Below are 24,456 nucleotides of genomic sequence, written 5' to 3'. Positions count from 1 at the left end.
GCCCGCTGGCCCCGCCGACCCCCGTCGCCGCCACGCCGGTGCGCGTGAGCGGGAGCGTGGAGCGCTTTCTGCTCAATCCCAATGGCGAAGTCGACGGCGTGTGGTTGCGCGACGGCACCCAGGTCGGGTTTCCACCGCATCTGTCCACCGAGGTGAAGGCGGCTGTGCGTAGCGGCGATAACGTGGTCGTGCAGGGCTTCCGCCTGGGGAATCTGCCCGTGCTGCGGGCCAGCTCGATCCGCTCCGGCCGGAGCGGCCGCGAGGTGGTCGACCGCCCACCCGCCTTCGGTGCGCCGCCACCGCCGCCGCCGACCCCGGGCCAGCTCACCCCGCTGCAGTCCGACGGCACGATTCAGCGCCTGGTCTATGGGCCGGCCGGCGAGGTTCATGGGGCGCTGGTCAGCGATGGCACGGTAGTGCGGATGCCGCCGCATCTGGCGCTGCAGTTCACCGACCTGCTGCGCGTGGGCGCACCACTGAGCGCCAACGGATTCGGCGTGGCCACCCCGGACGGTCGTGCGATCGAGGCCACCCAGGTGGGGCGCGACCGCGCCTCGCTGCGTGCGCTGTTCAGCGCGCCGCGTCCGGATGGCCCGCTGCCGCCACCGCCGCCGGGCGCTCCGGTTCCGCCGGCCGGCCGTTGAGCCGGACTGCACGTTTCGCGTGCGTTGTTCCCTCCGTTGGCCGCGCCGAGCGCGTGGCCAACGGCTTGACCGGCGTTGCCGGTTTCTTCTTCTTCGGAGTATTCCATGCATTGGGTCGACCCTGATTTCCTGCCCGCCACCCACGGCACCCTGGCGCGTTTCCTGCTCAATCCCAAGGCCGATATCGACGGCCTGTTGCTCACCGACGGCACCGAGGTGCACACGCCGCCGCATCTGTCGGCCGCGCTGCTGAAGGCGCTCAAGCCGGGCAGCACGCTCACCGTGCGTGGCCTCAAGCCGCGCGACGTGGACATGCTGGTGGCGCTGGCGATCGATCCGGATGGCGGCAAACGCATCCTCGACGAAGGCCCGCATGGGCCGCAAGCCAAACCCAAGCCCAAACCGCCCGGCAAGCCGCCCAAGCCGGAGGTCAGCCGGCACAGCGGCACCATCACCCGGCTGCTGCACGGCCCGCACGGGCAGGTGCACGGCGTGCTGCTGGACGATGCGGTCACGGTGCGGTTTCCACCGCATGCCGGTGCCGACTTCGCCAGGCAGCTGGTGGTCGGCAAGCCGCTGCTGGCCGAAGGCGAGACCAAGGCCACGCCGCATGGTGTGCTGATCCATGCCCATGCGCTGGGTGGCAAGGCGGCGACGCTGAAGCAGATCGCGCATCCACCGCACGGCCCTGCGCATAAACCCAAGCCCAAGCCCAAACACTAGGAGCCGGACATGCGGCCACCGCGTGCGGTTGAGATGCGTGTCCTGCGGTCTTGTGCATGCGCTGGCAGTGCATCCGGCAGCGGAGCACTGCCATGCCGATGACCAGGGCCAGGCCGCGCGGCACACGCGCGTTGGAAGCACTGCACTTCAGCGTGGCCGATGTGCAGGACGGGCTGGGACCCTTCCTTAGCGTGTTCCTGCAATCCAAGGGCTGGTCGGTGGCGGTGATCGGCACGGTGATGAGCATGGGCGGCATGGCCGGCATGCTCGCCACCACGCCGGCCGGCGCGCTGGTCGATGCCACCCGGCGCAAGCGTGCCGTGGTGGTCATCGGCTGTCTGGCGATTCTGCTTGCCACCGCGCTCATTTGGCTGCGTCCGACCTCGACGGGCGTGGCTGCCGCGCAGATCGCCTCGGCCTTGGCGGCGGCCGGCATCGGCCCGGCACTGACCGGTATCACGCTGGGCCTGGTACATGCGCGCGGCTTCGACCATCAGCTCGCGCGCAACCAGGTGGCCAACCACGCCGGCAACATGCTGGCGGCGGTATTGGCCGGCTGGTTGGGCTGGCGCTACGGTTTTGCTGCGGTGTTCCTGCTGACTGCGGTCTTCGGCGTTCTGGCATTGGTAGCGGTGCTGGCGATTCCAGCCGCGGCGATCGACCACCGCGCAGCACGCGGTCTGGCATCCAGCGATGGTGGCGATGCGCTCAGTGGCTGGCACGTGTTGCTGACCTGCCGCCCGCTGGCGCTGCTGGCGGTCACGCTGGGGCTGTTCCATCTGGGCAATGCGGCGATGCTGCCGTTGTACGGCATGGCGATCGTGGCGGCGCATGCCGACGACCCGAGTGCGCTGACCGCCACCACCATCGTGGTGGCTCAGGCCACGATGATTGTCGTTGCACTGTTGGCGATGCGCTGGATTCGGATACATGGACACTGGTGCGTGCTGCTGGTGGCCTTCATGGCGTTGCCATTGCGCGCGCTGGTGGCGGCCTCGGTGATCCATGGTTGGGGCGTGTTCCCGGTGCAGATCCTGGATGGGCTGGGCGCCGGCCTGCAAAGCGTGGTGGTGCCGGCGCTGGTGGCGCGGTTGTTGCAAGGCACCGGGCGCGTGAATGTCGGCCAGGGTGCGGTGATGACGGTGCAGGGCGTGGGCGCGGCGCTGAGCCCGGCGTTCGGTGGTTGGCTGGCGCATGCCTTCGGCTACCGCATCGCGTTTCTGGCGTTGGGCGCGATCGCGTTGCTGGCCGTGGCGTTGTGGGCCGGTTGCCGAGGCATGTTGCAGACGGCGACGTCGGTGCAGGCGCAGACCGTGTTGTGATCGGCGCGGCATGCGCGCAAGGACGCGCCGATTGACCGACAGCCATGCAGCTTTTGCTCTCGTTACTGCACTGCACTGCACTGCACTGCGTGGCGAGGATGGCCAGGTGTGGTCTGACCGGAACCGCGTTTTGTCGTCTAAGGACGCGCCACGGGCGTGCAGATGACGTGGCATGCCTCATCGCTCCCGCCAGGGCCGGTCGATGCGTGCCTCTCTTCGTCGACCGAGCAGCCAACACGGTTGGCGAGTCTTCGTTGGAGATCCATGCGCGTCACTGAAGATCCCACCGTGCACGTGGCCCGGCGCATGGGCCGCGGGTGCGTCGGCGCGTATGGTTGGGCGCAATCTGCGGCTACTGGCCGCCAGCGAAATTCCACTGCCGCCAGGCTTCGAACACCATCACCGCAACGGTGTTGGACAGATTGAGGCTGCGGTTGTCCGGGCGCATCGGCAGGCGGAGCCGGTGCTGCGGCGGGATCGACTCCAGCACCTCGGCCGGCAGACCGCGCGTTTCCGGGCCGAACAGAAAAGCATCGCCATCGGCGAATTGCGGAGTGTCATAGCGCACCGTGCTGCGGGTACTCAGCGCGAAGACACGCTTGGGACCGATGGCCGCCAAAGCGGCTGGCAGATCGGCATGCACCTGCAACGGTGCGTATTCGTGATAGTCCAGGCCGGCGCGCTTGAGCTGCTTGTCACTGAGGTCGAAGCCCAGCGGCTCGATCAGGTGCAGGCGCGCGCCGGTGTTGGCGCACAAGCGAATCACATTGCCCGTGTTGGGCGGAATTTCCGGTTGAAACAGGATGACATCGAGGACGGGTGCTGGCATGCGCGCAAGTGTAGCTGCGCGCGTGCTCAAAGGCCGACGGTGGCGCTGACCAGCGCTTCCAGTTCGGCGGGCGAGGGCTGTAGCTGCGGCACCGGCAGGTTGACGATGACCTGGCCCATCAACGCACCGACGGTCGCAGCCGCCTGGCCAACGCCGGTCTGGGTGGTGGCGGTGGCGCTGCGGACCACCAGCTCGGCGCGCTGGTCAGCCGAGGGGCGGACCTGCACCGCGGCCAGGGTGACGATGCGCGGGCCAGCCTGTCCGGCAGCCAGTGCAGCCAGCTGCTCGGCCGACGGGCGTACCTGTACGGCGCTCAGGGTGCGGATGTCGCTGCTGCGTTCCAGGGCCTGCTGGGCAATCTGGTCGGCGGCCGGGCGGACCTGGACGGTGTCCAGGGTGGTCAGCTTGGCCGCTTGGGCGGCACCGGCCAGGCTGGCGCCGGCAAACAGGGCGGCGGAGAGGGCGATGCGCAAGGTCTGGGTCTTCATGGCGAGGTCTCTTGGTGTGGTTAATCAGTGGTGTGGTAGTAAGGTAGTACACCGCTTCAGTACGCGCAAGGACTTTTTCGTCGTCCGGCTAAATGTTCAGCTAAAAGTCAGTTTCAAGATCCGGCATCTGGGCGTGTATGTAGCTGAGCAAGCCGCGTGCCACCTGGGAGTCATTGTTTCTCATGGTGTTTTTTGCAGCCGCAGGTGTCCGTGTCCGGACACCCGGACGCAACGGTGGGCAGCGGATGGCGCTGCGTCAGCGGGAACGCGGTCGTCTCGCCACGGTCGGGTGCGCTGAATGGGGGCGTGTGTTGGGTGCGCAGCGCGCACGAAGCCGCCGGCCAACTGCGGCACAATCCGGCTTTGCCCACAGGTGTGATGACGTATGCGCGTGCTGATGCTGTCTGTTCTGGTTGCCACCACCACGGCGGCGTGCACCTGGGTACCCATTGAACAAAGCGGCAAGAGCGTGCAGGTCCTGCCCGCAGGCCCTGTGCCCGCTGGCTGTCAGCAGCAGGGCGAGGTGGTGGTGACGGTCAAGAGCAAGGTCGGCTTCTACAACCGCAACCCGTTGCGGGTGCAGGAGGAGCTGGAAACCCTGGCGCGCAACGAGGCACCGGGCGCCAACGCCAACGCGGTGCAGGCGCAAGGCCAGCCGGCCGAGGGAAGCCAGCGTTTCAGCGCCTTCCGCTGCCCGCCGCGCTGAACCGTTGGGCTGGGGCGCCGTCCATTCAAATGTAAAGATGCGGTAAAACCAGCCAGCAGCTAGACTAACGCCCCCTCGCCTGACGCCATGGCGCTACTTCGATGCTCTTCCAGAATGTCTCCATCGCGGGACTGGCGCATATTGATGCGCCGCATACGCTGACTTCCAAGGAAATCAACGAGCGCCTGCAACCGACCTACGACCGCCTCGGGATCAAGACCGACGTGTTGGGCGACGTTGCCGGTATCCATGCACGGCGCTTGTGGGACCAGGATGTGCAGGCCTCCGATGCCGCCACCCAGGCCGCGCGCAAGGCGCTGGTCGATGCCGGGATCGGCATCGAGAAGATCGGCCTGCTGGTCAACACCTCGGTGAGCCGCGACTACCTGGAGCCGTCCACCGCCTCCATCGTGTCCGGCAACCTGGGCGTGGGCGACCACTGCGTCACCTTCGACGTGGCCAATGCCTGTCTTGCCTTCATCAACGGCATGGACATCGCCGCGCGCATGCTTGAGCGCGGCGAGATCGACTACGCGCTGGTCGTCGATGGCGAAACCGCCAATCTGGTTTATGAAAAGACCCTGGAGCGGATGACCTCGCCGGATGTCACCGAAGAGGAGTTCCGCAACGAACTGGCCGCCCTGACCCTGGGCTGCGGTGCCGCTGCCATGGTGATGGCGCGCAGCGAGCTGGTACCGGACGCCCCGCGCTACAAGGGCGGCGTGACCCGCTCGGCCACAGAATGGAACAAGCTGTGCCGGGGCAACCTGGACCGGATGGTCACCGATACCCGCCTGCTGCTGATCGAAGGCATCAAGCTGGCGCAGAAGACTTTCCTGGCTGCCAAGCAGGTGCTGGGTTGGGCGGTGGACGAAGTGGACCAGTTCGTCATCCACCAGGTCAGCCGCCCGCACACCGCTTCATTCGTGAAGTCGTTTGGTATCGATCCGGCCAAGGTCATGACCATCTTCGGCGAGCACGGCAACATCGGTCCGGCCTCGGTGCCGATCGTGCTGAGCAAGCTCAAGGAGCTCGGCCGCCTCAAGAAGGGCGACCGCATCGCGCTGATGGGCATTGGCTCGGGGTTGAACTGCTCGATGGCGGAAGTGGTCTGGTGACTGCCCTGGCGGGGACGCGTTAAAAAAAATGGATTTTTAGAACGCGTCCCTGCATCATGTTCGTTCTCGCGACATGAGCACGTGACATGGACGACACGCCCGCCTTCGACCCGACCAAGCCTCACAACGCGCTTGCGCCGCTGCCGCCGGCGGGAGATATCGAAACACGGAGCCTGCTCAAGGCGTGCATCGTTGCCCGCACCGCCCTGGCCGAGTTGAAACAGGCCACCGCGCTATTGCCCAACCCGGCTGTGTTGATCAATACGATTCCGATCCTGGAGGCGCAGGCCAGCTCGGAGATCGAAAACATCGTCACGACCACTGACGATTTATTTCGTTACGCAGACGATCAGGAGCGTGCCCAGAATCCCGCGACCAAAGAAGCGCTGCGTTACCGCAGTGCGTTGTACGAGGGATTTCAATCGCTCCAGCAGCGGCCGCTGTGTACCGATACTGCCGTCGTGGTGTGCAGCCGCATCAAAGCGGCGCAGATGCAGATCCGTCGGGTGCCGGGTACCGCGTTGGCCAACGACCAGATTCAGCAGATCATCTATACCCCGCCGGTGGGCGAAACGCTGCTGCGCGACAAACTCGCGAACTGGGAGCGTTTCATCCACGAACACACCGATGTCGATCCGTTGATTCGGATGGCGGTTGCGCATTACCAGTTCGAAGCGATCCACCCGTTTACCGATGGCAACGGTCGCACCGGGCGGGTGCTGAATCTGCTGATGTTGATCGAACAGGGATTGCTCGATGTGCCGGTGCTGTACCTGTCGCGCTACATCATTCGCCATCGCAGCGATTATTACCGCCTGCTGCTGGACGTGACCCGGCATGGGCACTGGGCCGAATGGATTCATTACATGCTTGCTGCCGTTGCAGAGACTGCTGCTTGGACAACCGCAAAAATCCAGGCGATCCGCGGCCTGGAGGCGCAGGCGCGCGATCACGTCCGCAGCCTCGCACCCAAGGCGTATAGCCGCGAGCTTGTCGATGTGATCTTCAATCAGCCGTATTGCCGCATTCAGAATGTCGTGGACATGGTGGGGGTCACGCGCCAGACCGCTGCGCGTCATCTAAAGGAGCTGGTGGCGATTGGTGTGCTCAAGGAACAGCGCTTGGGCAAGGAAAAGCTGTTCCTGCATCCGTCATTCCTGCAATTGCTCTCCGCTGACGGTCATCAACTGCCACCTTATCGGACAGGTCCGCGGGCAATGTCATGACATCTATGACTTCTGCAATTGCATGCATCGGTGCTGCCGCCTGATATGGCCCAGCATGTCATCACTGCTTGAGTCCGTTCTGCATCGCCCAGGCGTACGCCTGCCCCTTTCGCGCTTCTCGAAACACACCGGATCCCTTCGGCATGAACTACTCAGGCTATTCCTTCACTCCCAAGCGCCTTGAGGTGCGTCCCGGCATTGCGATGTCGTACCTGGACGAAGGTCCGCGCGATGGCGAGGTTGTGATCATGCTGCACGGCAACCCGTCGTGGAGTTATCTCTGGCGCAACCTGGTGAGTGGCTTGTCCGATCGCTACCGCTGCATCGTGCCCGACCACATCGGCATGGGGCTGTCCGACAAGCCCGATGATGCGCCCGACGCGCAGCCGCGTTACGCGTACACGCTGCAATCGCGCGTGGACGATCTGGACACGCTGTTGCGGCATCTGGGCATCACCGGTCCGGTCACGTTGGCGGTGCACGATTGGGGTGGCATGATCGGCTTCGGCTGGGCGCTGTCGCACCACGCGCAGGTCAAACGGCTGGTGATCACCAACACCGCAGCATTCCCGTTGCCGCCGGAAAAGCCGATGCCCTGGCAGATTGCGATGGGTCGCCATTGGCGGCCGGGCGAATGGTTCATCCGCACCTTCAATGCGTTTTCGTCCGGCGCATCCTGGTTTGGGGTGTCGCGCCGCATGCCGGCCGCCGTGCGGCGTGCCTATGTCGCGCCGTACAACAACTGGCGCAACCGCATCTCCACCATCCGCTTCATGCAGGACATTCCGCTGTCGCCGGCCGACAAGGGCTGGTCGTTGCTGGAGCGCTCGGCGCAGGCGTTGCCCTCGTTCGCCGATCGCCCGGCCTTCATCGCCTGGGGCTTGCGCGACATCTGCTTCGACAAGCACTTCCTGGCCGGCTTTCGCAAGGCGTTGCCGAACGCCGAGGTGACTGCATTCGAGGATGCCAACCACTACGTGCTGGAAGACAAGCACGAGGTGCTGGTCCCGGCGATCCGCGCGTTTCTGGAGCGTAATCCGTTGTAACGCCTTGCCGCCGGCATTGGATCGCCCGTGCTCGACAGCTGCGAGCGGTACCAGGCAAATGCCAGGCGATGCAGCGGACCGCTGGTGCAGGCGATGCGTCGGCCGTCTTCAGGGAGGCACTGCGTGCGTGTTGTGCTGCGCGTTACAGCGTCGGCAACGGGTTGCGTTGCGCATCGTCCACGCCAGCCCAGTCGGCCTCGGTCAACGCATGCAGGCCATGCGCCAGGCGCGATTTATCGCACTGCGCACTGCGCTGCCCGAATTCCAGCGAGGCCGGAACGGCGGCGCAGGACGACGGGCGCCGGTCGTGGATACTGCAACGGCTGTACCGGCCGATGTCGGCGTCCAGGGCGATGCAGCGTGGTTGCGATTGCGAGGTGCCGCGCATCACCCGCTCGTGCGTGCGCAATGCGTCGGTCAGCTCAATCGGCACCCTGCCGCCCAACGCGGGATCGGCTTCGCTCCAGTGGAAACTGACGCGGAAAAAGGCGCAGCAGGCGCCGCAGGTAAGGCAGGGGTGTGCCATGGAAGCCGGGCCTGGCGCGGCGAAATCACGTGGAGAGCGCGGCATTCTGACCGAACCACGCCGCGATACAAGTGGCACAGCCCCGCGCCGGTTAGCGATTCATCTGCGTAGCTCGAACTGGCGCGTGTGTGCGCAACGCGGAGCGGCTCGCGCGAACATTGCGTGGCATCGCTGCGCCCAGGCGACGCGCAGTCACCTCACCAGGCGCAGCCGCGCTGCGGGCACGCCCCAGGACAGTGACATGCACGCAATCAAGCGGCCGGCACCATCGGCGCATGGGTGATAATGCGCAGATGACGACTCTCTGCAATATCGCGGCCACCTTGCCGCAGCTGGCGCGCGAGCGCCCCGACCAGATCGCCATCCGTTGCCCGGGCCGCCGTGCCGCCAACGGATTTGCCGCCTACGATGTGACCTTGAGCTATGCCGAGCTGGACACGCGCAGCGATGCGATCGCCGCTGGCCTGGCCTTGCACGGCATCGGCCGTGGCGTGCGTGCGGTAGTGATGGTGCGGCCATCGCCGGAATTCTTCCTGCTGATGTTTGCGTTGTTCAAGGCCGGTGCGGTGCCGGTGCTGGTGGATCCGGGCATCGACAAGCGTGCGCTCAAGCAATGCCTGGACGAGGCGCAGCCGCAGGCATTCATCGGCATTCCGCTTGCGCAGCTGGCGCGTCGTCTGTTGCGGTGGGCGCGCTCGGCGAAACGGATCGTCAGCGTCGGCGGCCGTTACGGTTGGGGTGGGGTGACATTGGCGCGCGTGGAGCGCGATGGCGCTGGCGCCGGAAGTCAGCTGGCCGACACTGCGCCGGACGATGTGGCCGCGATCCTGTTCACCAGCGGCTCGACCGGCGTGCCCAAGGGCGTGGTGTACCGGCACCGGCATTTTGTCGGGCAGATCGAATTGCTGCGCAACGCGTTCGGCATGCAGCCCGGCGGTGTGGATCTGCCGACGTTTCCGCCGTTCGCCCTGTTCGACCCGGCCCTCGGGCTGACCTCGGTGATCCCGGACATGGACCCGACGCGCCCGGCCACCGCCGACCCGCGCAAGCTGCACGATGCCATCGCGCGCTTCGATGTCACCCAGTTGTTCGGTTCGCCTGCGCTGATGCGGGTGTTGGCGGACTATGGGCAGCCGCTGCCCAACGTACGCCTGGCCACCTCGGCCGGTGCGCCGGTGCCGCCGGATGTGGTGGCCAGGATCCGTACGCTGCTACCAGCCGATGCGCAGTTCTGGACCCCGTACGGCGCCACCGAATGCCTGCCGGTAGCCGCGATCGAAGGACGTACGCTGGATGCCACACGCGCGGCCACCGAGGCCGGCGCCGGCACCTGCGTGGGCCAGGTGGTCGCACCCAACGAGGTGCGCATCATCGCCATCGACGATGCGGCCATTGCCGAGTGGAGTGGTGCGCGCGTGCTGGCCACGGGCGAGGTCGGTGAAATCACTGTCGCCGGCCCCACCACCACCGACACCTATTTCAATCGCGATACGGCCACACGCATCGCCAAGATCCGCGAGCGCCGCAGTGATGGCAGCGAGCGCATCGTTCACCGCATGGGCGATGTCGGCTATTTCGATGCCGACGGCCGCTTGTGGTTCTGCGGGCGCAAGACCCACCGCGTGGAAACGGCCACCGGCCCGCTGTACACCGAACAGGTGGAGCCGGTCTTCAACGTGCATCCGCAGGTGCGGCGGACCGCATTGGTCGGTGTGGGCACACCCGGGCAACAACAGCCGGTACTGTGCGTCGAATTGCAGCCGGACGTACCGGCGTCGGCATTTGCGCAGGTGCAAACCGACTTGCGCGCGCTGGGCGCGGCGCACCCGCATACCGCGGGCATCGCGCGTTTCCTGCGCCATTCCGGCTTTCCGGTGGACATCCGCCACAACGCCAAGATCGGCCGCGAAACGTTGGCAGTCTGGGCGGCGGAGCAGCGTGCGTCATCGGCTGCTGCGTGACACCGCTGCGTCGGCGTGTGTCGCCACGCGCGCGGGTAGTTGTTCTTCTTTACGTTCTTGCAATGGAGGTGGTGCGTGCGGATTCTGGTGACCGGTGGTGGCGGTTTTCTCGGTCAGGCCTTGTGCCGCGGGTTGCGTGCGCGTGGGCACGACGTGGTGAGCTTCCAGCGCGGCGATTACCCCGTGCTGCAGACGCTGGGCGTGGGCCAGATCCGCGGCGACCTGGCCGACCCGCAGGCGGTGCGGCATGCCTTCGCCGGCATCGATGCGGTGTTCCATAACGCCGCCAAGGCCGGCGCGTGGGGGAGCTACGACAGCTATCACCAGGCCAACGTGGTGGGCACGCAGAACGTGCTCGATGCGTGTCGCGCCAACGGCGTGCCGCGTCTGATCTACACCTCCACACCCAGCGTGACCCATCGCGCCACCAATCCGGTGGAAGGCCTCGGCGCCGACGAAGTGCCGTATGGCGAAGACCTGCGCGCTGCGTATGCGGCGACCAAGGCGATTGCCGAGCGTGCGGTGCTGGCGGCCAACGATGCGCAACTGGCAACCGTCGCCTTGCGTCCGCGGCTGATCTGGGGGCCGGGCGACAATCACTTGCTGCCGCGCCTGGCAGCGCGCGCACGCGCCGGCCGCCTGCGCATGGTCGGCGATGGCAGCAACTTGGTGGACAGCACGTACATCGACAACGCTGCACAGGCGCATTTCGATGCGTTCGACCACCTTGCAGCAGGCGCTGCCTGCGCAGGCAAGGCGTACTTCATTTCCAATGGCGAACCCTTGCCGATGCGCGAGTTGCTCAATCGCCTGCTGGCGGCGGTCGGTGCACCGGCAGTGACGCGCTCGCTGTCGTTCAAGACCGCGTACCGGATCGGCGCGGTGTGTGAAACGCTGTGGCCACTGTTGCGTCTGCCAGGCGAGGTGCCGTTGACGCGCTTTCTGGTGGAGCAGCTGTGCACGCCGCACTGGTACAGCATGGAACCGGCGCGCCGCGATTTCGGCTATGTGCCGCGCATCAGCATCGAAGAAGGGCTCAATCGGCTGCGATCCTCATCTTCCAACGACATCGCCATCACCCGATAAAGACCGGCACATCCACAAGATACGTCTGCGCCGATTCGGCACGACAACTTTTGGAACCATTGCCATGCTGCATTACGCCATCATCTTCTTCGTCATCGCCATCATCGCTGCCGTCCTCGGCTTCAGTGGTATCGCCGGTGCGGCGACCAACATCGCCTGGATCCTGTTCGTGGTGTTCCTGATCCTGGCGGTGATCTCGATGTTCCGTCGCGGCAAGGTATAACGCCTAAACGCGATACGTCACGGCAGCGGCGCTGCCGATCGGCGCTCACATGGCCCGCTTCCGCAAGGAGGCGGGTCATGTGCGTTTTGGGTTGCGCGATGCCGTGCGCTGCATTACAGCCGCTTTTCCAGGTAGCGCACCTGTTTGCCGCTGGCCAGTACCGCCTCGCCGATCGGCACGAACCCCAGCTGCTCATGCAGTGCCAGCGAGGCCGGATTGGGCGGCTCGATATTCACCTCGCACACCAATCGCAGGTGCGCTGCGGCGTGCGCCTTGCGGATGAGGTCGCCATACAGCTGCATGGCAAGGCCGCGCCGCCGGGCATGTGCGGCGATCACGATGCGGTCGACATAGACGAAGCGCGCAAAGCGCTCGGCCAGCCACGCGAAGTTGGCGTTGGCATAGGCGGCATCCTGATCCAGCGCAATCAACAGGCCATCGGCCGGCGCAACGATGCGCGCATGCCAGGCTCTGCGCAACAGCGCAGTCAGCCCGTCGGCATCGAGCAACGACAACTCGGTGGCATGTGCATTGTTGAGCGCAAGCAAGGCCGGTGCGTCGCACGGTTGTAGCGCGCGTAGGGGAGCGGCGGTCATGGGTGCGTGTGTAGCGCGCTGCGCAGCAACTGGTCGTCGGCATGCCGCTGCAATGCCAGGTCGATCAATTGCGTGATCAGGCTTGTGTAGTCCAGTCCACTTGCCTGCCAGAGTTTGGGATACATGCTGATGCGAGTGAATCCGGGCAGCGTGTTGATCTCGTTGATCACGATGCGCCCTTCCGCGTCCAGAAAGACATCCACCCGTGCCATGCCGGCACAGTCCAGTGCCTGATAGGCCTGCACGGCGACGTGCTGGATGCGCCGTTGCGTCTGTGCGTCGATCGCGGCGGGGATCACGATGTCGGCGCCATGGGCGCTGATGTATTTGGTCTGGTAAGAATAGAACGCGTCGTGCACCACCACCTCGCCGCAGACACTGGCTTGCGGCGTGGCATTGCCGAGCACGGCGCATTCGATTTCGCGTCCGGCAATGGCCGCTTCCACCAGCACCTTGTGGTCGTATGCCAACGCCAGGGCAAGCGCGTCGGCGAAGTCCGCTGCGCTGCGCACCCGGCTGACGCCGACCGAAGAACCCTGGTTGGCCGGTTTGACGAACAACGGCAGCCCGAACCGCGCAATCAGCGCATCCACATCGGCGTGCGCGGCTGTGTGGCGGTTGAAGCACACGAACGGCGCCACCTCCAGGCCGGCATCGCGCAGCACGCGCTTGGCCATGTCCTTGTCCATTGCCAGCGCCGAGCCCAGCACGCCGGAGCCGACGAAGGGCAGGTTGGCCATGCGCAACAATCCCTGCAGCGAGCCGTCTTCGCCCAGGGTGCCGTGCACGATCGGAAACACCACATCGATCTGCGCCAGCGCCTGCTCCGACTCCACTGGGCGCAGCTGCGCCTGCTTGGCGCCGGGGAACACCGCCACTGCGTGACCGCTGCGGTGCAAGGCGATCCGGCTCGGATCGTCTGCATCGCGCAGAAAGCCATCCTTCGCGCTCAGATGCCACTGGCCCTGCTTGTCGATGCCGATCAGCACCGGCTCGAAGCGCTGCGGGTCCAGCGCCTCCAGGACGTTGCGCGCCGACTGCAGCGAGACCTCGTGCTCGGCCGATTTGCCGCCGAAGATGAGACCGACCCGGATCTTGCGCATTGCCTGCTCCTGCCAACTGTTCGAGAAGGGCGCCAGCATGCCCGTGACCGGCCGGCCGAAGGAAGTCGGCAGATCGCGTGCGGCCGGCTAATCCGCACGGACGCTGCACTGCTCGCCGCAGGGCGCGATGGTCGCAATGGGCCGCCCGCACAGCGCAGCCTGCCCACGCGCTACCGCACAGTGCTGGCAGGCCAGGCCCTCCAGGCAGCGACCGCTGCATCGATCGCTCCACCGCCAAGCAGGCGCGTGCCATGGCCAGCGCGGCGGCCTTCGGTGCGCAGCGCCCCAACATCGTCAGCCGGCTGCGACATGCAGGGACGGTAGAATGCGGGCATGCCCGGATCACTCATCAATTCCCTCAAGCCGCTCGCCGGCCAGGCCCTGCAGGCCGCGCTCAATCGCGCGCTGGCGCTGGACCCGGATACCCGCGACGCCCTGTTGCCGCTGGAAGGCCAGCGCATTGCGCTGACCCTGGATGCGCCGGCGCTGGCCCTGCAGATCCGTGTGCACGAGCGCCGGTTGCTGGTCGGCCCGGTCGACCAGGCGCAGGAGCCGGATCTGGCGGTGCGCAGCAGCCTGGCCGGCTTGCTCGGGCAATTGCCGCTGCTGGCCAATGCACGGCGCAGCGGCCCGCCGGCCGGCCGGCTCAAGGTCTCCGGCGACGCCGAGCTGGCGCGCCAGCTGCAGCAGCTGGCCGGGCGCTTCGACCCGGACTGGCAACTGCCCTTCGTGGCGGTGTTCGGGCAGATCCTGGGCGTGCAGATCGCCGGCGCAGTACGTGCAGCGCTGCAGCAGGCGCGCCGCAGCGCATCGGACCTGGCCCATAGCGCGGCCGAATTCGTCACCGAGGAATCGCGCGACGTGGTGCCGCGTGCCGAGCTCGATGCCTTCTACGACGACGTGGACGAGCTGCGCGACGGCGTCGAACGGCTGGCCGCACGCGTGGCACGGCTGCGCGCGGCCGGAGGTGCCGCATGAAGGCGCTGTTGCGGGCAAGCCGCATCGGCCGGGTGATCCTGCGCTACCGCCTGGACGACCTGCTGCAGGGCAGCGCCGCCGAGCGCTGGCTGCGCCTGGCCAAGCCGTTCGTGCCGCGTGCCAGTGCCGAGATCGCCGCGCAATCGCGCGGTGCGCGGCTGCGGCTGGCGTTGCAGGAGCTGGGCCCGATCTTCGTCAAGTTCGGGCAGATCCTGTCGACCCGGCGCGACCTGATTCCGGCCGATGTGGCCGAAGAACTCACCCTGCTGCAGGACCGGGTCAAGCCGTTCGACGGCGAGGCCGCACGCCTGATCGTGGAAGGCGCGCTCGGCCTGCCGGTCAGCGTGGCGTTCGCCTCCTTTGACACCGTACCGCTGGCCTCGGCCTCGATCGCGCAGGTGCATGCGGCCACGTTGCCGCCCGATGCCAATGGTGTGCGCCGCGAAGTGGTGGTCAAGGTGCTGCGCCCGGATATCGAGCGCCAGATCGATGCCGATATCGCGCTGCTGCACTCGCTGGCCACGCTGGTCGAGCGCACCCACCCGCGCGCCGACAAGATCCGCCCGCGCGAGGTGGTGGCCGAGATTGAAGGCACCTTGTCGGCCGAACTCGACCTGCAGCGCGAAGGCGCCAATGCCAGCGCGCTGCGCCGGTTCTGGGAAGGCTCGGACGATCTGTACGTGCCGGAAGTGATCTGGTCGCATACCGCCGAACGCGCGCTCACGCTGGAGCGCGTGTACGGCATTCCCTCCGATGACATCGCCAAGCTCGATGCCGCCGGCATCGACCGCAAGGCGCTTGCGGCCAAGGGCGTGCGGGTGTTCTACACGCAGGTGTTCCGCGACAACTTCTTCCATGCCGATGCGCACGCCGGCAACATCTGGGTCGATTCGGACCCGGAGCGCCGCCTCAACCCACGCTTCATCGCGCTGGATTTCGGCATCATGGGCCAGCTCTCGCAGGAAGATCAGTACTACCTGGCCGAGAACTTCATGGCGATCTTCCACAAGGATTACCGCCGCATGGCCGAGTTGCACGTCGAGGCGGGCTGGATGCCCGACAACGTGCGCATCGACGAACTGGAAGCGGCCGCGCGCTCGGTGTGCGAGCCCTACTTCACCCGGCCGCTGTCGGAGATTTCGCTGGCGCAGGTGCTGATCAAGCTGTTCCGCGTCGCCCAGCGCTACGAACTGACGCTGCAGCCGCAGCTGATCCTGCTGCAGAAGACCTTGCTCAACATCGAAGGCGTCGGCCGCCAGCTCGACCCCAGGCTGGATATCTGGGCCGTGGCGCGGCCGGTGCTGGAGCGTATCCTGCGCGAGCGCTACAGCCCGCGCCGGGTGCTGGGTGAGTTGAGCAAGCGCCTGCCGGAAATCATGACGCACGCACCGGACATGCCGCGCCTGGTACATAGCTGGTTGAAGCAGCAGGTGGAAGGGCGGCATCAACTGGAGATCCGCTCGGCCGAGCTGCGCGCGCTGGATGCGAGCCTGCGCAAGCTGCAGACCCGCGTGGTCACCGCCATCACCGGCAGCGGGCTGCTGGTGGTCGCCGCGGTGCTGTACGGGCTGCACCCGGATGGCTGGTACCTGGGCACGGTGCCGGTGTGGAGCTGGATCAGCGGCGGCGCCGGCTCGGCCGCCCTGCTGGTGGCGTGGCTGCGCCGTTAGGCAAGAGGCTGCGCCAGGGCGCTCATCCGTCGGCGGTGCGGTGGTGGTGTGCCAGGTGTGCGGCGGTCTTGCCGCCACATCGGCAGCGGGCAAGGAGTAAGGGCGTGGCGAGCGATCTGCAGGCATTGAAGGACGAGCTGGCGCGCTTTGGCAGCGCCAACGACGCGCGCGAATCTGCGCGCGACCGGCGCATGCTCAACATCACTCCGGACACCGGTGCCTTGCTGGCCGTGCTGGTGCGTGCCATCGGCGCGCGCCGCGTTCTCGAAATCGGCACCTCCAACGGCTATTCGACGGTGTGGCTGGCCGAGGCGGCTGCGGCGATCGGTGGGCATGTCACCACCGTGGAGCTTGCCGCCGACAAGGTGGCCCTGGCGCAGGCCACGCTCGCACGCAGTGGCTTGGCGGCGTCGGTGGATGTGGTGCACGGCGACGGCGGCGCGTGGCTGACGCAGGCAGCCAGCGCCAGCGTCGATCTGGTCTTCCTGGATTCGGCGCGCGACGCGTATGTGCGCTGGTGGCCGGCACTGCGCCGCGTGCTGCGCCATGGTGGCCTGCTGGTGGTCGACAATGCGCTGTCGCATGCCGACGAACTGGCGCCGTTCACCGCGCTGCTGGCTGCCGATCCGGCGATCACCTGCAGCGTGGTGCCGGTGGGCAACGGCGAATTGCTGGCGGTGTGCGGCGCGGCCTGAGCATGCACCGCTGGCCTGCTAGGCCTCACGCCTGGAGGTGCGCGACTGGCGCGCGCCACACGCTCCACCGGTGCCGGATGCGGTCAATGGCGGCGCGGCGTGGCACTGCGATGGCATGCCGTGGCCACGGCGCGGATAATCCGCCGGTGAGCACATCCCCCAAGCATCTGCAGATTCTCTACCAGGACCCTGTCCTGGCCGTCGTCGACAAACCCGCGGGCCTGATGGTCCACGACAGCAAGCTGGCGCGTGGGGAGGACGACTTCCTGGCCGACCGCCTGCGCGAGCAGTTGGGCAAGCCGATCTTCCTGGTGCACCGGCTCGATCGCGCCACCAGCGGCTGCCTGCTGCTGGCATTCGACCGCGACAGCGCCAGCGCGCTGGGCAAGGCCCTGATGGCGGGCGAGGTGGATAAAAATTATCTGACCGTCTGCCGCGGCTGGCCGGCCGAGGAGCGCTTCAGCGTCGATCACGATCTGGATGGCGGCCCCGGCAAACCGGTCAAGAAGCCGGCGGTGACGCATTTCCAGCGTCTGGCCACCGGCGAGCTGGAGATCCCGTCCACCGGCTTTGCCACCTCGCGCTATGCCTTGCTGCGCTGCCAGCCGCAGACCGGCCGGTTCCGGCAGATCCGCCGGCACATGAAGCACCTGTCGCATCACATGATCGGCGACACCAGCCATGGCGATGGTCGGCACAACCGCAGCTTCCGCATGCTCGGCATCCACCGCATGTTGCTGCACGCCGAACGGCTTGAATTTCCGCATCCGGCCGACGGCAGGCGCATCAGCATCACCGCGCCGCTGGATGCGGAATTCACCAAGGCGTGTGCGCTGTTCGGCTGGGACGTGGCGCAATTGCAGGCGATGCCACTCGCACAGTGATGCGGGGGTGCCCAGCGGTCTGTCGATGCCGCAGTGGCGATCAGCAAGGCGTCCGGGGAGCCGTACCCTCACCCCAACCCCCGCTGCGCGCCCCGGCCCGCGCAAGCAGCACGGGCGCTCCAAGGCACGCACGCCGATGGCGCGCAAGCGCTGCCTGCTCGCCCCGCAGGGAGAGGGGCTTTGCCTGTGCGGCGTGTTGCTCCCGCAGAAGAGGCTCACTCGTGTGAAATGCTTCCTTCTCCCGTCGGGGGAAGGTGCCCCGCAGGGGCGGATGAGGGTACGGGCGAAGCCTCGCGCAGTTGAACAACACGAGGGCTTCGTTCCGTACCCTCACCCCAACCCCCGCTGCGCGCCCCGGCCCGCGCAAGCAGCACGGGCGCTCCAAGGCACGCGCGCCGATGGCGCGCAAGCGCTGCCTTCTGGCCCCGCCCGGAGAGGGGCGAGAGCTGCGCTCTTACGAATCCCCAATCCCGAATCCCCGCCCCTCAGGGCCTCTTCGCCGGTGCCGGCTCGTTGACGATCTTCTCCAGATCCTTCTGCAGATCGGCAAACAGCGGCAGCATCTTCTGCTGGATGGCGCCCATCAGGTTCTGGGTCAGGGCCGGGGTCTTGTCGAGCAGGCTCTGGCCGGCCGAGCTCTCGTAGAACTCGGCCATCGCCAGCACGTCCTCGCGCGAGAACGAGCGCTTGTAGATGTCCACATACATCGGGCGCAGCTCCGACCACGACAGGGCCTTGCGCACGGTCTGGCGGGTACGTTCCTGGATGCGTTGCAGCTGCGCCTGCTGGTCGCCGCCGAGCTGGCGCTGCGCGGTGAGCTGGGCGAACTGCTGCTGCTGCATCGCTTCGATCTGCGGCAGCATGGTGTCCAGCATGGTCTGCGCGCGCGAGGCGGCCAGCAGACGGTTGACGTCGGCATCGCTGGGCGCCTGCGCCAGCGCGGCAGGGGCCGCCACGGCCAGCAGGCCGAGCAGCAGCAGCCGGCGGGCAAGGCCGCGTGCGGCAGCAAGCGAAAAGGAAGGTGTCATCGGAGCATCCTGCAAGCGGGGAACCGGCGGCAGCATACGGGAAGCCGGCGTTCGCGCGCGCGTCCACGCTGCTGCCGATACAATCGACGCAATGGCCAGCGACCCGATCCAGATCACCCCCAGCCTGACGATTCCGCCCAGCGAACTCGTCGAACGCTTCGTGCGTGCCAGCGGCGCAGGCGGGCAGAACGTCAACAAGGTGTCCACTGCGGTGGAGCTGCGGTTCGACGTGGCTGGCTCGCCCTCACTACCCGAGCCATTGCGGGCGCGGTTGCTGTCGCGGCGCGACCGCCGCATGACTGCCGAGGGCGTGCTGGTGATCGACGCGCAGCGCTTCCGCACCCAGGACCGCAACCGCGACGATGCGCGTGAGCGGCTGGTCGAGATCATCAGCGCGTGCCTGTCGGTGCCCAAGCGCCGGGTCGCCACCAAACCGAGTCACGGTGCCAAGCTGCGGCGGCTGGATGCCAAGCGTGAGCGCAGTCAGATCAAGCGTGGACGCTCTGCGTCCCACTGGGAGTAAGCGTGAGTCAACCCGACCCGTCGTTGCCACCGGTAACACAGGCCAACATCCTGCTGCAGCCATCCCCGCCCAGAATGCCGCGTGCGCACGGCCGTTTCGGCCGCTGGCTGGGCCGTACCGCCCTGCGCCTGACCGGCTGGCGCCTGCTCGGGCGGCTGCCCGACGAGCCCAAGCTGGTGATGATCGTGGCGCCGCACTCCTCCAACTGGGACGGCTTCCTGGGCTTTGCCGCCAAGTTCGCGCTCGGCTTCGAGGTGCGCGTGCTGGGCAAGGCGCAGCTATTCTGGTGGCCGCTGGGCCCGCTGCTGCGCAAGCTCGGCGGCATCCCGCTGGACCGCAGCTCGCCGCAGGGCACCATCGGGCAGGCGGTGCGGCTGATCCGAAACTCCGAACAGATGTGGTACGTGATCACCCCCGAAGGCACGCGCAAGCGCGTCGAACACTGGAAGGCCGGTTTCTGGAAGATCGCCTCCGATGCCAAGGTGCCGATCCTGCCGGTGTACTTCGATTACCCCAGCAAGACCGTGGGCATCGGCGAGCCGTTCTGGACCGGCAACGACATGGCCGCCGACATCGCCGCAATTCGCACCTGGTACCGGCCGTGGCGCGGCAAGCATCGCGATACGTTGTGAGGGCAGTTGGGAGGTGCGTATGCGCCTTCCAGCAGCTGACCGGCGCCACCCTATGCGCGAGAAGAGGCACGCATGCAGCTGACCAACTTCCTCGTCATGGATTTCAACGGCGATTTAATCGAGGCGGATGCCAACGGTCACCACGTAGCGTTCTGCTGCTTCACCTGCTTTCATCCCGTCATCGCCAATGCACTGGAAGACCAGCGCGGAAGCGATGAGGAGCATCTTGCATTCTGTAAAGGTTGCAACACCGGCTACTTCCTGGACGTTCGCCCGGCCAAGGAGAAGCTCTACGTCCATAGTGCAGACAGCACTGGCACTTCATTCGACCTGAGCGCGCTCGATCCATGAGCTGAAGACGCGATCGCGCTTATTTGGTTTGATGCATTTTGCGGGCGATCAGAGTGCTACGGTGGCATGCGTGTAGCCGATGTGGCGTATCGGTACTGATACGGATGTCCAGGCTGCCTTCGTGAGCGCGCTTGCCCTATCGTCCGGCACCGCCGGTCCACTCAAGAGTTGCAGTGAGGAAGCACCATGATCGCTCTGTTCGCTCGCGCCTTATTCCTGTCGTTGCTGCTATGTGCCGGCCCCGTACTGGCGGCCACACCCATGCTGGTCATCCACGGCGGCGCGGGCGTGGAGAAATCCAGCGTTTCACCCGACGAACAAACCCAGGCACGTGAGGCGATGCAGCGCGCGCTGCGCGCCGGGCATGCGGTGTTGAATGGTGGCGGCAGCGCGGTGGATGCGGTGGCCGCCACCATCACCGTGCTGGAGGATGCGCCGCAGTTCAATGCGGGGCGTGGTGCGGTGTTTACCCACGACGGCAAGAACGAACTGGATGCGGCCATCATGGATGGCGCCAGCGGCAAGGCCGGTGCGATCGCCGGCGTGCACACGGTCAAGAATCCGATCCAGCTGGCGCGCAGCGTCATGGACCGCTCCAGGCACGTGATGCTGGTCGGCGAGGGCGCCGAACAGTTCGCGCGCGAGCAGGGCATCACCCTGGTGGACCCGAGCTACTTCCGCACCGACAAGCGCTGGCAGCAACTGCAAAAAACGCTCAAGGCCGAAGCCGGCGACCGCCAGGCACAGGCGGCGCTGGAGCTGGAAACCGCCAAGCACTTCGGCACCGTCGGCGCACTGGCGCTGGATCGCGACGGCCATCTGGCCGCCGGCACCTCCACTGGCGGCATGACCAACAAGCGCTATGGCCGCGTAGGCGATGCGCCCATCATCGGTGCCGGCACCTACGCCAACAGCCAATGCGCGGTGTCGGGTACCGGCTGGGGCGAGTTCTATATCCGCGCCGTGGCCGCCTATGACATCTGCGCACGCATGAAATACGCCGCCCAGTCGTTGCAACACGCGGCCGAGACGGTGATCGATCAGCAGATCCCCGCCGCCGGTGGCGACGGCGGCGCCATTGCGCTGGACGCGCAGGGCAACATCGCCTTCCCGTTCAATACGCAGGGCATGTACCGCGGCTGGATCGGTGCGGACGGCACCCCGCATGTGGCGATCTTCAAGGACGAGACGCTTTGAGGGAGCACCGCGCGCCGGCACGGTGCGTTGGCTGTCCCGCAGCGCTACCACCGTCGGAACGGTACCGATGGCCAGCTTTCGCTCCTGTCGCCGCATACCACCGCCGCTTGCCTGGCTCGCCGCCTCGTCCTTCTCCCGCACGCGGGAGAAGGTGCCCGAAGGGCGGATGAGGGCCACGCACCCTCGGCCGCCTCTGTCCGCACATCGCCATTCATTAATCCCCCAGCCAACGGCACATGCCGGCGCCGCCCAAACCCGCTAGCGTGGCCGGCTGCACTACCCACTCAGGAATCACACGCCATGTCGCGTACCGTCGTTCTGGCCGCTGCCATCACCCTGGCGCTGGCCGCTTGTTCTGGAAAAGAGCCATCCGGTAAGGAGTCCACCACCGTGCCCGAGAAGACCGCCACCGCCCCGGCTGCGGACGCTGCGCCGAACCCGTTGCTGACCGCCAGCACGCTGCCGTTCCAGGCGCCGCCATTCGACAAGATCAAGGACGGCGATTATCTGCCGGCCTTCGAAGAAGGCATGCGCCTGCATCTGGCCGAGGTGCGCAAGATTGCCGACAACAGCGAGCCGCCCACCTTCGACAACACCATCGAAGCACTGGAGCGCAGCGGCGAGACGCTGACGCGTGTGTCGCGCATCTTCTTTGGCCTGGTGCAGGCCGATACCAGCGATGCACGCCAGAAGATCCAGGAAGAGATCGCGCCCAAGCTGGCCGCGCACGAAGACGAGATCAACCTCGATCCCAAGCTGTTTGCGCGCGTCAAGACCATCTACGACCAACGCGACACGCTGAACCTGGATCCGGAACAAAAGCGCCTGGTCGAGCGCGACTACGAAAACCTGGTACGCGCCGGTGCGCAGCTCTCGGATGCCGACAAGGACAGCCTGCGCAAGCTCAATGTGGAAGAAACCACGCTCTCCACCCAGTTCCATACCCGCCTGGTGGCCGCCTCGGCTGCCGCTGCGGTGGTGGTGGACGACAAGGCCAAGCTCGATGGACTGAGCGAAGGCGACATTGCCGCCGCCGCCGAAGCGGCCAAGGCGCGCAAGCTCGATGGCAAGTATCTGCTCACCCTGCAGAACACCACCCAGCAACCGGTGCTGGCGTCGCTGAAGAATCGCGAGCTGCGCGCCGAAGTGTTGAAGGCGTCTGAAACGCGCGCGGAAAAGGGCGATGCCAACGACACCCGCCAGACCATCCAGCGCCTGGCGCAGCTGCGCGCGCAAAAGGCCAAGCTGCTCGGGTTCGACAGCTATGCGGCCTACAGTCTTGGCGACCAGATGGCCAAGACCCCGGCCGCCGCGCTGAAATTGCTGACCGACACCGTGCCGGCTGCCACCGCCAAGGCGCGGCGCGAAGTGGGCGAGATGCAGAAGGTGATCGATTCTCAGAAGGGCGGCTTCAAGCTCGCCGCCTCCGATTGGGACTTCTACGCCGAGCAGGTGCGCAAGGCCAAGTACGACCTGGACGAGTCGCAGATCAAGCCGTACTTCGAGCTGGACAACGTGCTGCAGAACGGCGTGTTTTATGCCGCCACGCAGTTGTACGGCATCACCTTCAAGCAGCGCACCGATATCCCGACCTACCACGCCGACATGAAGGTGTATGAAGTCTTCGATGCCGATGGCACCTCGATGGCGCTGTTCTACACCGACTACTTCAAGCGCGACAGCAAGTCCGGTGGCGCATGGATGGACGTGCTGGTCGAACAGGACGGCCTCACCGGCGCCAAGCCGGTGGTCTACAACGTGTGCAACTTCACCAAGCCAGCCGCGGGCCAGCCGGCCTTGTTGAGCTTCGACGATGTGACCACGCTGTTCCATGAGTTCGGCCACGCGCTGCATGGCATGTTCTCCAAGGTGAAGTACCCCTCGATCGCCGGCACCAGCACCTCGCGCGATTTTGTGGAATTCCCCTCGCAGTTCAACGAACACTGGGCCTCCGATCCCAAGGTCTTCGCCAACTACGCCAAGCACTACCAGACCGGCGCGGCGATGCCGGCCGAGCTGGTGGAGAAGATCAAGAAAGCCAAGACCTTCAACAGCGGCTATGCCACCACCGAGTACCTGTCGGCTGCGCTGCTGGATCTGGCCTGGCACACCCAGCCGGCCGATGCGCCGCTGCAGGACGTGAGCAAGTTCGAGGCCGATGCGCTCAAGCGCTTCAAGGTGGACCTGGCCGAAGTGCCGCCGCGTTACCGCAGCACGTACTTCGACCACATCTGGGGCGGCGGTTATTCGGCCGGTTACTACGCCTACTTCTGGTCGGAAGTGCTCGATGACGATGCGTTCGAATGGTTCAAGGAAAACGGTGGCCTGACCCGCAAGAACGGCGACACCTTCCGCGCCAAGATCCTTTCGCGCGGCAATACCGTCGATCTGGCCACGCTGTACCGCGATTTCCGCGGCAAGGATCCCAGCGTCAAGGCGCTGCTGGAAAACCGTGGCTTGACCGAGTGAGTGATCGAAATAGGTGGTTGCACGGGTGATGTGCAGCCAGCATCGAAACGGGATGGCCATGTGCCATCCCGTTTTCGTTTGCGCGGGCCGCAGCACATCGCAGTTGCTGCTGCTGAGCAAGCAGATCAACGGAGCCATGCCTTTCGTCACTTCCGTGCGCCCGCCACCCACGCGCATTGTCGGGGAGAGCCAACGCGGCTCCCCCTGATCGGACAGGTCTGCCATGAACCCATCACCTCTCGCACGCTCCCGTGTGCAGCGCGCCGCACACTGGTCGCGCAAGGAATTGTTGCCACTGCTCGTCATGCTGGTGCTGTTGACCGCCGCGCGCTCCTCGTTCGCCAATCACTACCAGGTGCCCACCGGCTCGATGCAGCCCACCTTGCAGCCGGGCGACCGGGTGGTGGTGGACATGCACGCCTATGGCTGGCG

At 66.3% G+C, this 24,456-nt stretch carries 26 protein-coding genes; 20 read left to right on the top strand and 6 right to left on the bottom strand.

The features are described from left to right. The 3 genes from OZ10_RS08435 to OZ10_RS08425 all read left to right on the top strand — a co-directional run. On the top strand, window positions 1–644 hold a 644-nt coding region (locus tag OZ10_RS08435), incomplete at its 5' end, for a hypothetical protein (protein ID WP_039564493.1). 105 nt (window positions 645–749) lie between these two features. Continuing rightward, complete coding sequence (locus OZ10_RS08430; RefSeq protein ID WP_039406872.1) at window positions 750–1,367, top strand: hypothetical protein; 618 nt, start codon at window positions 750–752, stop codon at window positions 1,365–1,367. A gap of 92 nt (window positions 1,368–1,459) precedes the next feature. Then, window positions 1,460–2,689, top strand: a complete 1,230-nt coding sequence (locus tag OZ10_RS08425) for an MFS transporter (protein WP_039564491.1) — start codon at window positions 1,460–1,462, stop codon at window positions 2,687–2,689. Between the two features lie 352 nt (window positions 2,690–3,041). Here OZ10_RS08425 and OZ10_RS08420 read toward each other — a convergent pair whose 3' ends face one another. Together OZ10_RS08420 and OZ10_RS08415 are read right to left on the bottom strand one after the other, a co-directional pair. Then, entirely contained in the window at window positions 3,042–3,518 is a 477-nt protein-coding gene (locus tag OZ10_RS08420; RefSeq protein WP_039406870.1) for a tRNA (cytidine(34)-2'-O)-methyltransferase, read from the bottom strand. Window positions 3,519–3,544: 26 nt separating this feature from the next. Continuing rightward, window positions 3,545–4,006, bottom strand: coding sequence for an XAC0231 family protein (locus OZ10_RS08415; protein ID WP_039406867.1), 462 nt, complete (start codon window positions 4,004–4,006; stop codon window positions 3,545–3,547). Between the two features lie 385 nt (window positions 4,007–4,391). Here OZ10_RS08415 and OZ10_RS08410 point away from each other — a divergent pair, with 385 nt between their 5' ends. The 4 genes from OZ10_RS08410 (at window position 4,392) to OZ10_RS08395 (ending at window position 8,102) form a co-directional block, all read left to right on the top strand. Continuing rightward, window positions 4,392–4,712, top strand: coding sequence for a DUF4156 domain-containing protein (locus tag OZ10_RS08410; protein WP_039406865.1), 321 nt, complete (start codon window positions 4,392–4,394; stop codon window positions 4,710–4,712). A gap of 101 nt (window positions 4,713–4,813) precedes the next feature. Continuing rightward, on the top strand, window positions 4,814–5,830 hold the full coding sequence (locus OZ10_RS08405; RefSeq protein ID WP_039406862.1) for a 3-oxoacyl-ACP synthase III: 1,017 nt from the start codon (window positions 4,814–4,816) through the stop codon (window positions 5,828–5,830). A gap of 86 nt (window positions 5,831–5,916) precedes the next feature. Continuing rightward, window positions 5,917–7,056, top strand: coding sequence for a protein adenylyltransferase Fic (gene fic / locus OZ10_RS08400; RefSeq protein WP_039406859.1), 1,140 nt, complete (start codon window positions 5,917–5,919; stop codon window positions 7,054–7,056). A 143-nt stretch (window positions 7,057–7,199) separates the two neighbouring features. Further along, window positions 7,200–8,102: an alpha/beta fold hydrolase gene (locus OZ10_RS08395; protein WP_039406856.1), complete on the top strand. Its 903-nt coding sequence runs from the start codon at window positions 7,200–7,202 to the stop codon at window positions 8,100–8,102. A gap of 142 nt (window positions 8,103–8,244) precedes the next feature. Here the strand turns inward: OZ10_RS08395 and OZ10_RS08390 are convergent, their stop codons facing one another. After that, window positions 8,245–8,628: a YkgJ family cysteine cluster protein gene (locus OZ10_RS08390; RefSeq protein ID WP_039406853.1), complete on the bottom strand. Its 384-nt coding sequence runs from the start codon at window positions 8,626–8,628 to the stop codon at window positions 8,245–8,247. A 293-nt stretch (window positions 8,629–8,921) separates the two neighbouring features. Between OZ10_RS08390 and oleC the strand changes: the two genes are divergently transcribed. The 3 genes from oleC to OZ10_RS20595 all read left to right on the top strand — a co-directional run bounded on the left by oleC (window position 8,922) and on the right by OZ10_RS20595 (window position 11,898). Continuing rightward, on the top strand, window positions 8,922–10,589 hold the full coding sequence (gene oleC, locus OZ10_RS08385; RefSeq protein WP_039564490.1) for an olefin beta-lactone synthetase: 1,668 nt from the start codon (window positions 8,922–8,924) through the stop codon (window positions 10,587–10,589). 75 nt (window positions 10,590–10,664) lie between these two features. Further along, window positions 10,665–11,675, top strand: coding sequence for a 2-alkyl-3-oxoalkanoate reductase (oleD, locus tag OZ10_RS08380; protein WP_039406851.1), 1,011 nt, complete (start codon window positions 10,665–10,667; stop codon window positions 11,673–11,675). Between the two features lie 64 nt (window positions 11,676–11,739). After that, entirely contained in the window at window positions 11,740–11,898 is a 159-nt protein-coding gene (locus OZ10_RS20595) for a DUF1328 domain-containing protein (protein ID WP_003468167.1), read from the top strand. Window positions 11,899–12,011: 113 nt separating this feature from the next. On the opposite strand, the gene OZ10_RS08370 is transcribed toward OZ10_RS20595, so the two are convergent. Both OZ10_RS08370 and ddlA read right to left on the bottom strand, forming a co-directional pair. Further along, a complete protein-coding gene (locus tag OZ10_RS08370) occupies window positions 12,012–12,494 on the bottom strand; it encodes a GNAT family N-acetyltransferase (RefSeq protein ID WP_039564486.1) in 483 nt (160 codons plus the stop codon). After that, complete coding sequence (gene ddlA / locus OZ10_RS08365; protein WP_039564489.1) at window positions 12,491–13,597, bottom strand: D-alanine--D-alanine ligase; 1,107 nt, start codon at window positions 13,595–13,597, stop codon at window positions 12,491–12,493. Before ddlA ends, OZ10_RS08370 begins: the two co-directional genes overlap by 4 nt. A gap of 333 nt (window positions 13,598–13,930) precedes the next feature. Between ddlA and OZ10_RS08360 the strand changes: the two genes are divergently transcribed. From OZ10_RS08360 to OZ10_RS08345, 4 genes are all read left to right on the top strand, one after another. Beyond that, window positions 13,931–14,575 (top strand): ubiquinone biosynthesis accessory factor UbiJ, encoded by a 645-nt coding sequence (locus tag OZ10_RS08360; RefSeq protein ID WP_039406813.1) that lies wholly within the window; start codon window positions 13,931–13,933, stop codon window positions 14,573–14,575. Further along, complete coding sequence (ubiB, locus tag OZ10_RS08355; protein ID WP_039406810.1) at window positions 14,572–16,245, top strand: ubiquinone biosynthesis regulatory protein kinase UbiB; 1,674 nt, start codon at window positions 14,572–14,574, stop codon at window positions 16,243–16,245. The genes OZ10_RS08360 and ubiB overlap by 4 nt, the downstream gene beginning before the upstream one ends. A gap of 104 nt (window positions 16,246–16,349) precedes the next feature. Beyond that, window positions 16,350–16,940 carry an O-methyltransferase gene (locus OZ10_RS08350; RefSeq protein WP_039406807.1) on the top strand — a complete coding sequence of 197 codons (591 nt, stop codon included), beginning with the start codon at window positions 16,350–16,352 and terminating at the stop codon, window positions 16,938–16,940. An 86-nt stretch (window positions 16,941–17,026) separates the two neighbouring features. Next, on the top strand, window positions 17,027–17,824 hold the full coding sequence (locus OZ10_RS08345; RefSeq protein ID WP_052209995.1) for a pseudouridine synthase: 798 nt from the start codon (window positions 17,027–17,029) through the stop codon (window positions 17,822–17,824). A 485-nt stretch (window positions 17,825–18,309) separates the two neighbouring features. On the opposite strand, the gene OZ10_RS08340 is transcribed toward OZ10_RS08345, so the two are convergent. Beyond that, the gene (locus tag OZ10_RS08340) at window positions 18,310–18,888 is read right to left on the bottom strand and encodes a DUF2059 domain-containing protein (protein WP_039406804.1); all 579 of its coding nucleotides are present in this window, start codon (window positions 18,886–18,888) and stop codon (window positions 18,310–18,312) included. Window positions 18,889–18,943: 55 nt separating this feature from the next. Between OZ10_RS08340 and arfB the strand changes: the two genes are divergently transcribed. From arfB to OZ10_RS08310, 6 genes are all read left to right on the top strand, one after another. Next, complete coding sequence (gene arfB / locus OZ10_RS08335) at window positions 18,944–19,375, top strand: alternative ribosome rescue aminoacyl-tRNA hydrolase ArfB (protein WP_017156432.1); 432 nt, start codon at window positions 18,944–18,946, stop codon at window positions 19,373–19,375. Between the two features lie 2 nt (window positions 19,376–19,377). Next, window positions 19,378–20,007 carry a lysophosphatidylcholine acyltransferase gene (locus tag OZ10_RS08330; RefSeq protein WP_039406796.1) on the top strand — a complete coding sequence of 210 codons (630 nt, stop codon included), beginning with the start codon at window positions 19,378–19,380 and terminating at the stop codon, window positions 20,005–20,007. A 72-nt stretch (window positions 20,008–20,079) separates the two neighbouring features. Beyond that, window positions 20,080–20,358 carry a hypothetical protein gene (locus tag OZ10_RS08325; RefSeq protein WP_052209994.1) on the top strand — a complete coding sequence of 93 codons (279 nt, stop codon included), beginning with the start codon at window positions 20,080–20,082 and terminating at the stop codon, window positions 20,356–20,358. 186 nt (window positions 20,359–20,544) lie between these two features. Then, window positions 20,545–21,555, top strand: a complete 1,011-nt coding sequence (locus OZ10_RS08320) for an isoaspartyl peptidase/L-asparaginase family protein (protein WP_039564483.1) — start codon at window positions 20,545–20,547, stop codon at window positions 21,553–21,555. 300 nt (window positions 21,556–21,855) lie between these two features. After that, window positions 21,856–24,024 (top strand): peptidyl-dipeptidase Dcp, encoded by a 2,169-nt coding sequence (dcp, locus tag OZ10_RS08315; RefSeq protein ID WP_039406790.1) that lies wholly within the window; start codon window positions 21,856–21,858, stop codon window positions 24,022–24,024. A 223-nt stretch (window positions 24,025–24,247) separates the two neighbouring features. Beyond that, window positions 24,248–24,456 (top strand): S26 family signal peptidase (locus OZ10_RS08310; RefSeq protein ID WP_139051290.1); only part of this gene is annotated, 209 nt, incomplete at its 3' end.

This window comes from Xanthomonas cannabis pv. cannabis (assembly GCF_000802365.1).
GTDB lineage: Bacteria > Pseudomonadota > Gammaproteobacteria > Xanthomonadales > Xanthomonadaceae > Xanthomonas > Xanthomonas cannabis.
Note: the sequence above shows the minus strand (reverse complement) of the source record. Positions and strands in the feature narration are given on the sequence as shown.

Bases quoted from the DNA above. Each gene is read 5' to 3' on its own strand.
- OZ10_RS08395 (WP_039406856.1), top strand. From the start codon at position 7,200: ATGAACTACTCAGGCTATTCCTTCACTCCCAAGCGCCTTGAGGTGCGT.
- OZ10_RS08370 (WP_039564486.1), bottom strand. From the start codon at position 12,494: ATGACCGCCGCTCCCCTACGCGCGCTACAACCGTGCGACGCACCGGCC.
- OZ10_RS08410 (WP_039406865.1), top strand. From the start codon at position 4,392: ATGCGCGTGCTGATGCTGTCTGTTCTGGTTGCCACCACCACGGCGGCG.
- OZ10_RS08320 (WP_039564483.1), top strand. From the start codon at position 20,545: ATGATCGCTCTGTTCGCTCGCGCCTTATTCCTGTCGTTGCTGCTATGT.
- OZ10_RS20595 (WP_003468167.1), top strand. From the start codon at position 11,740: ATGCTGCATTACGCCATCATCTTCTTCGTCATCGCCATCATCGCTGCC.
- fic (WP_039406859.1), top strand. From the start codon at position 5,917: ATGGACGACACGCCCGCCTTCGACCCGACCAAGCCTCACAACGCGCTT.
- OZ10_RS08425 (WP_039564491.1), top strand. From the start codon at position 1,460: ATGCCGATGACCAGGGCCAGGCCGCGCGGCACACGCGCGTTGGAAGCA.
- oleC (WP_039564490.1), top strand. From the start codon at position 8,922: ATGACGACTCTCTGCAATATCGCGGCCACCTTGCCGCAGCTGGCGCGC.
- OZ10_RS08325 (WP_052209994.1), top strand. From the start codon at position 20,080: ATGCAGCTGACCAACTTCCTCGTCATGGATTTCAACGGCGATTTAATC.
- OZ10_RS08390 (WP_039406853.1), bottom strand. From the start codon at position 8,628: ATGGCACACCCCTGCCTTACCTGCGGCGCCTGCTGCGCCTTTTTCCGC.
- OZ10_RS08420 (WP_039406870.1), bottom strand. From the start codon at position 3,518: ATGCCAGCACCCGTCCTCGATGTCATCCTGTTTCAACCGGAAATTCCG.
- arfB (WP_017156432.1), top strand. From the start codon at position 18,944: ATGGCCAGCGACCCGATCCAGATCACCCCCAGCCTGACGATTCCGCCC.
- OZ10_RS08405 (WP_039406862.1), top strand. From the start codon at position 4,814: ATGCTCTTCCAGAATGTCTCCATCGCGGGACTGGCGCATATTGATGCG.
- OZ10_RS08340 (WP_039406804.1), bottom strand. From the start codon at position 18,888: ATGCTGCCGCCGGTTCCCCGCTTGCAGGATGCTCCGATGACACCTTCC.
- OZ10_RS08360 (WP_039406813.1), top strand. From the start codon at position 13,931: ATGCCCGGATCACTCATCAATTCCCTCAAGCCGCTCGCCGGCCAGGCC.
- dcp (WP_039406790.1), top strand. From the start codon at position 21,856: ATGTCGCGTACCGTCGTTCTGGCCGCTGCCATCACCCTGGCGCTGGCC.
- ubiB (WP_039406810.1), top strand. From the start codon at position 14,572: ATGAAGGCGCTGTTGCGGGCAAGCCGCATCGGCCGGGTGATCCTGCGC.
- OZ10_RS08345 (WP_052209995.1), top strand. From the start codon at position 17,027: ATGGCGGCGCGGCGTGGCACTGCGATGGCATGCCGTGGCCACGGCGCG.
- OZ10_RS08415 (WP_039406867.1), bottom strand. From the start codon at position 4,006: ATGAAGACCCAGACCTTGCGCATCGCCCTCTCCGCCGCCCTGTTTGCC.
- OZ10_RS08430 (WP_039406872.1), top strand. From the start codon at position 750: ATGCATTGGGTCGACCCTGATTTCCTGCCCGCCACCCACGGCACCCTG.
- ddlA (WP_039564489.1), bottom strand. From the start codon at position 13,597: ATGCGCAAGATCCGGGTCGGTCTCATCTTCGGCGGCAAATCGGCCGAG.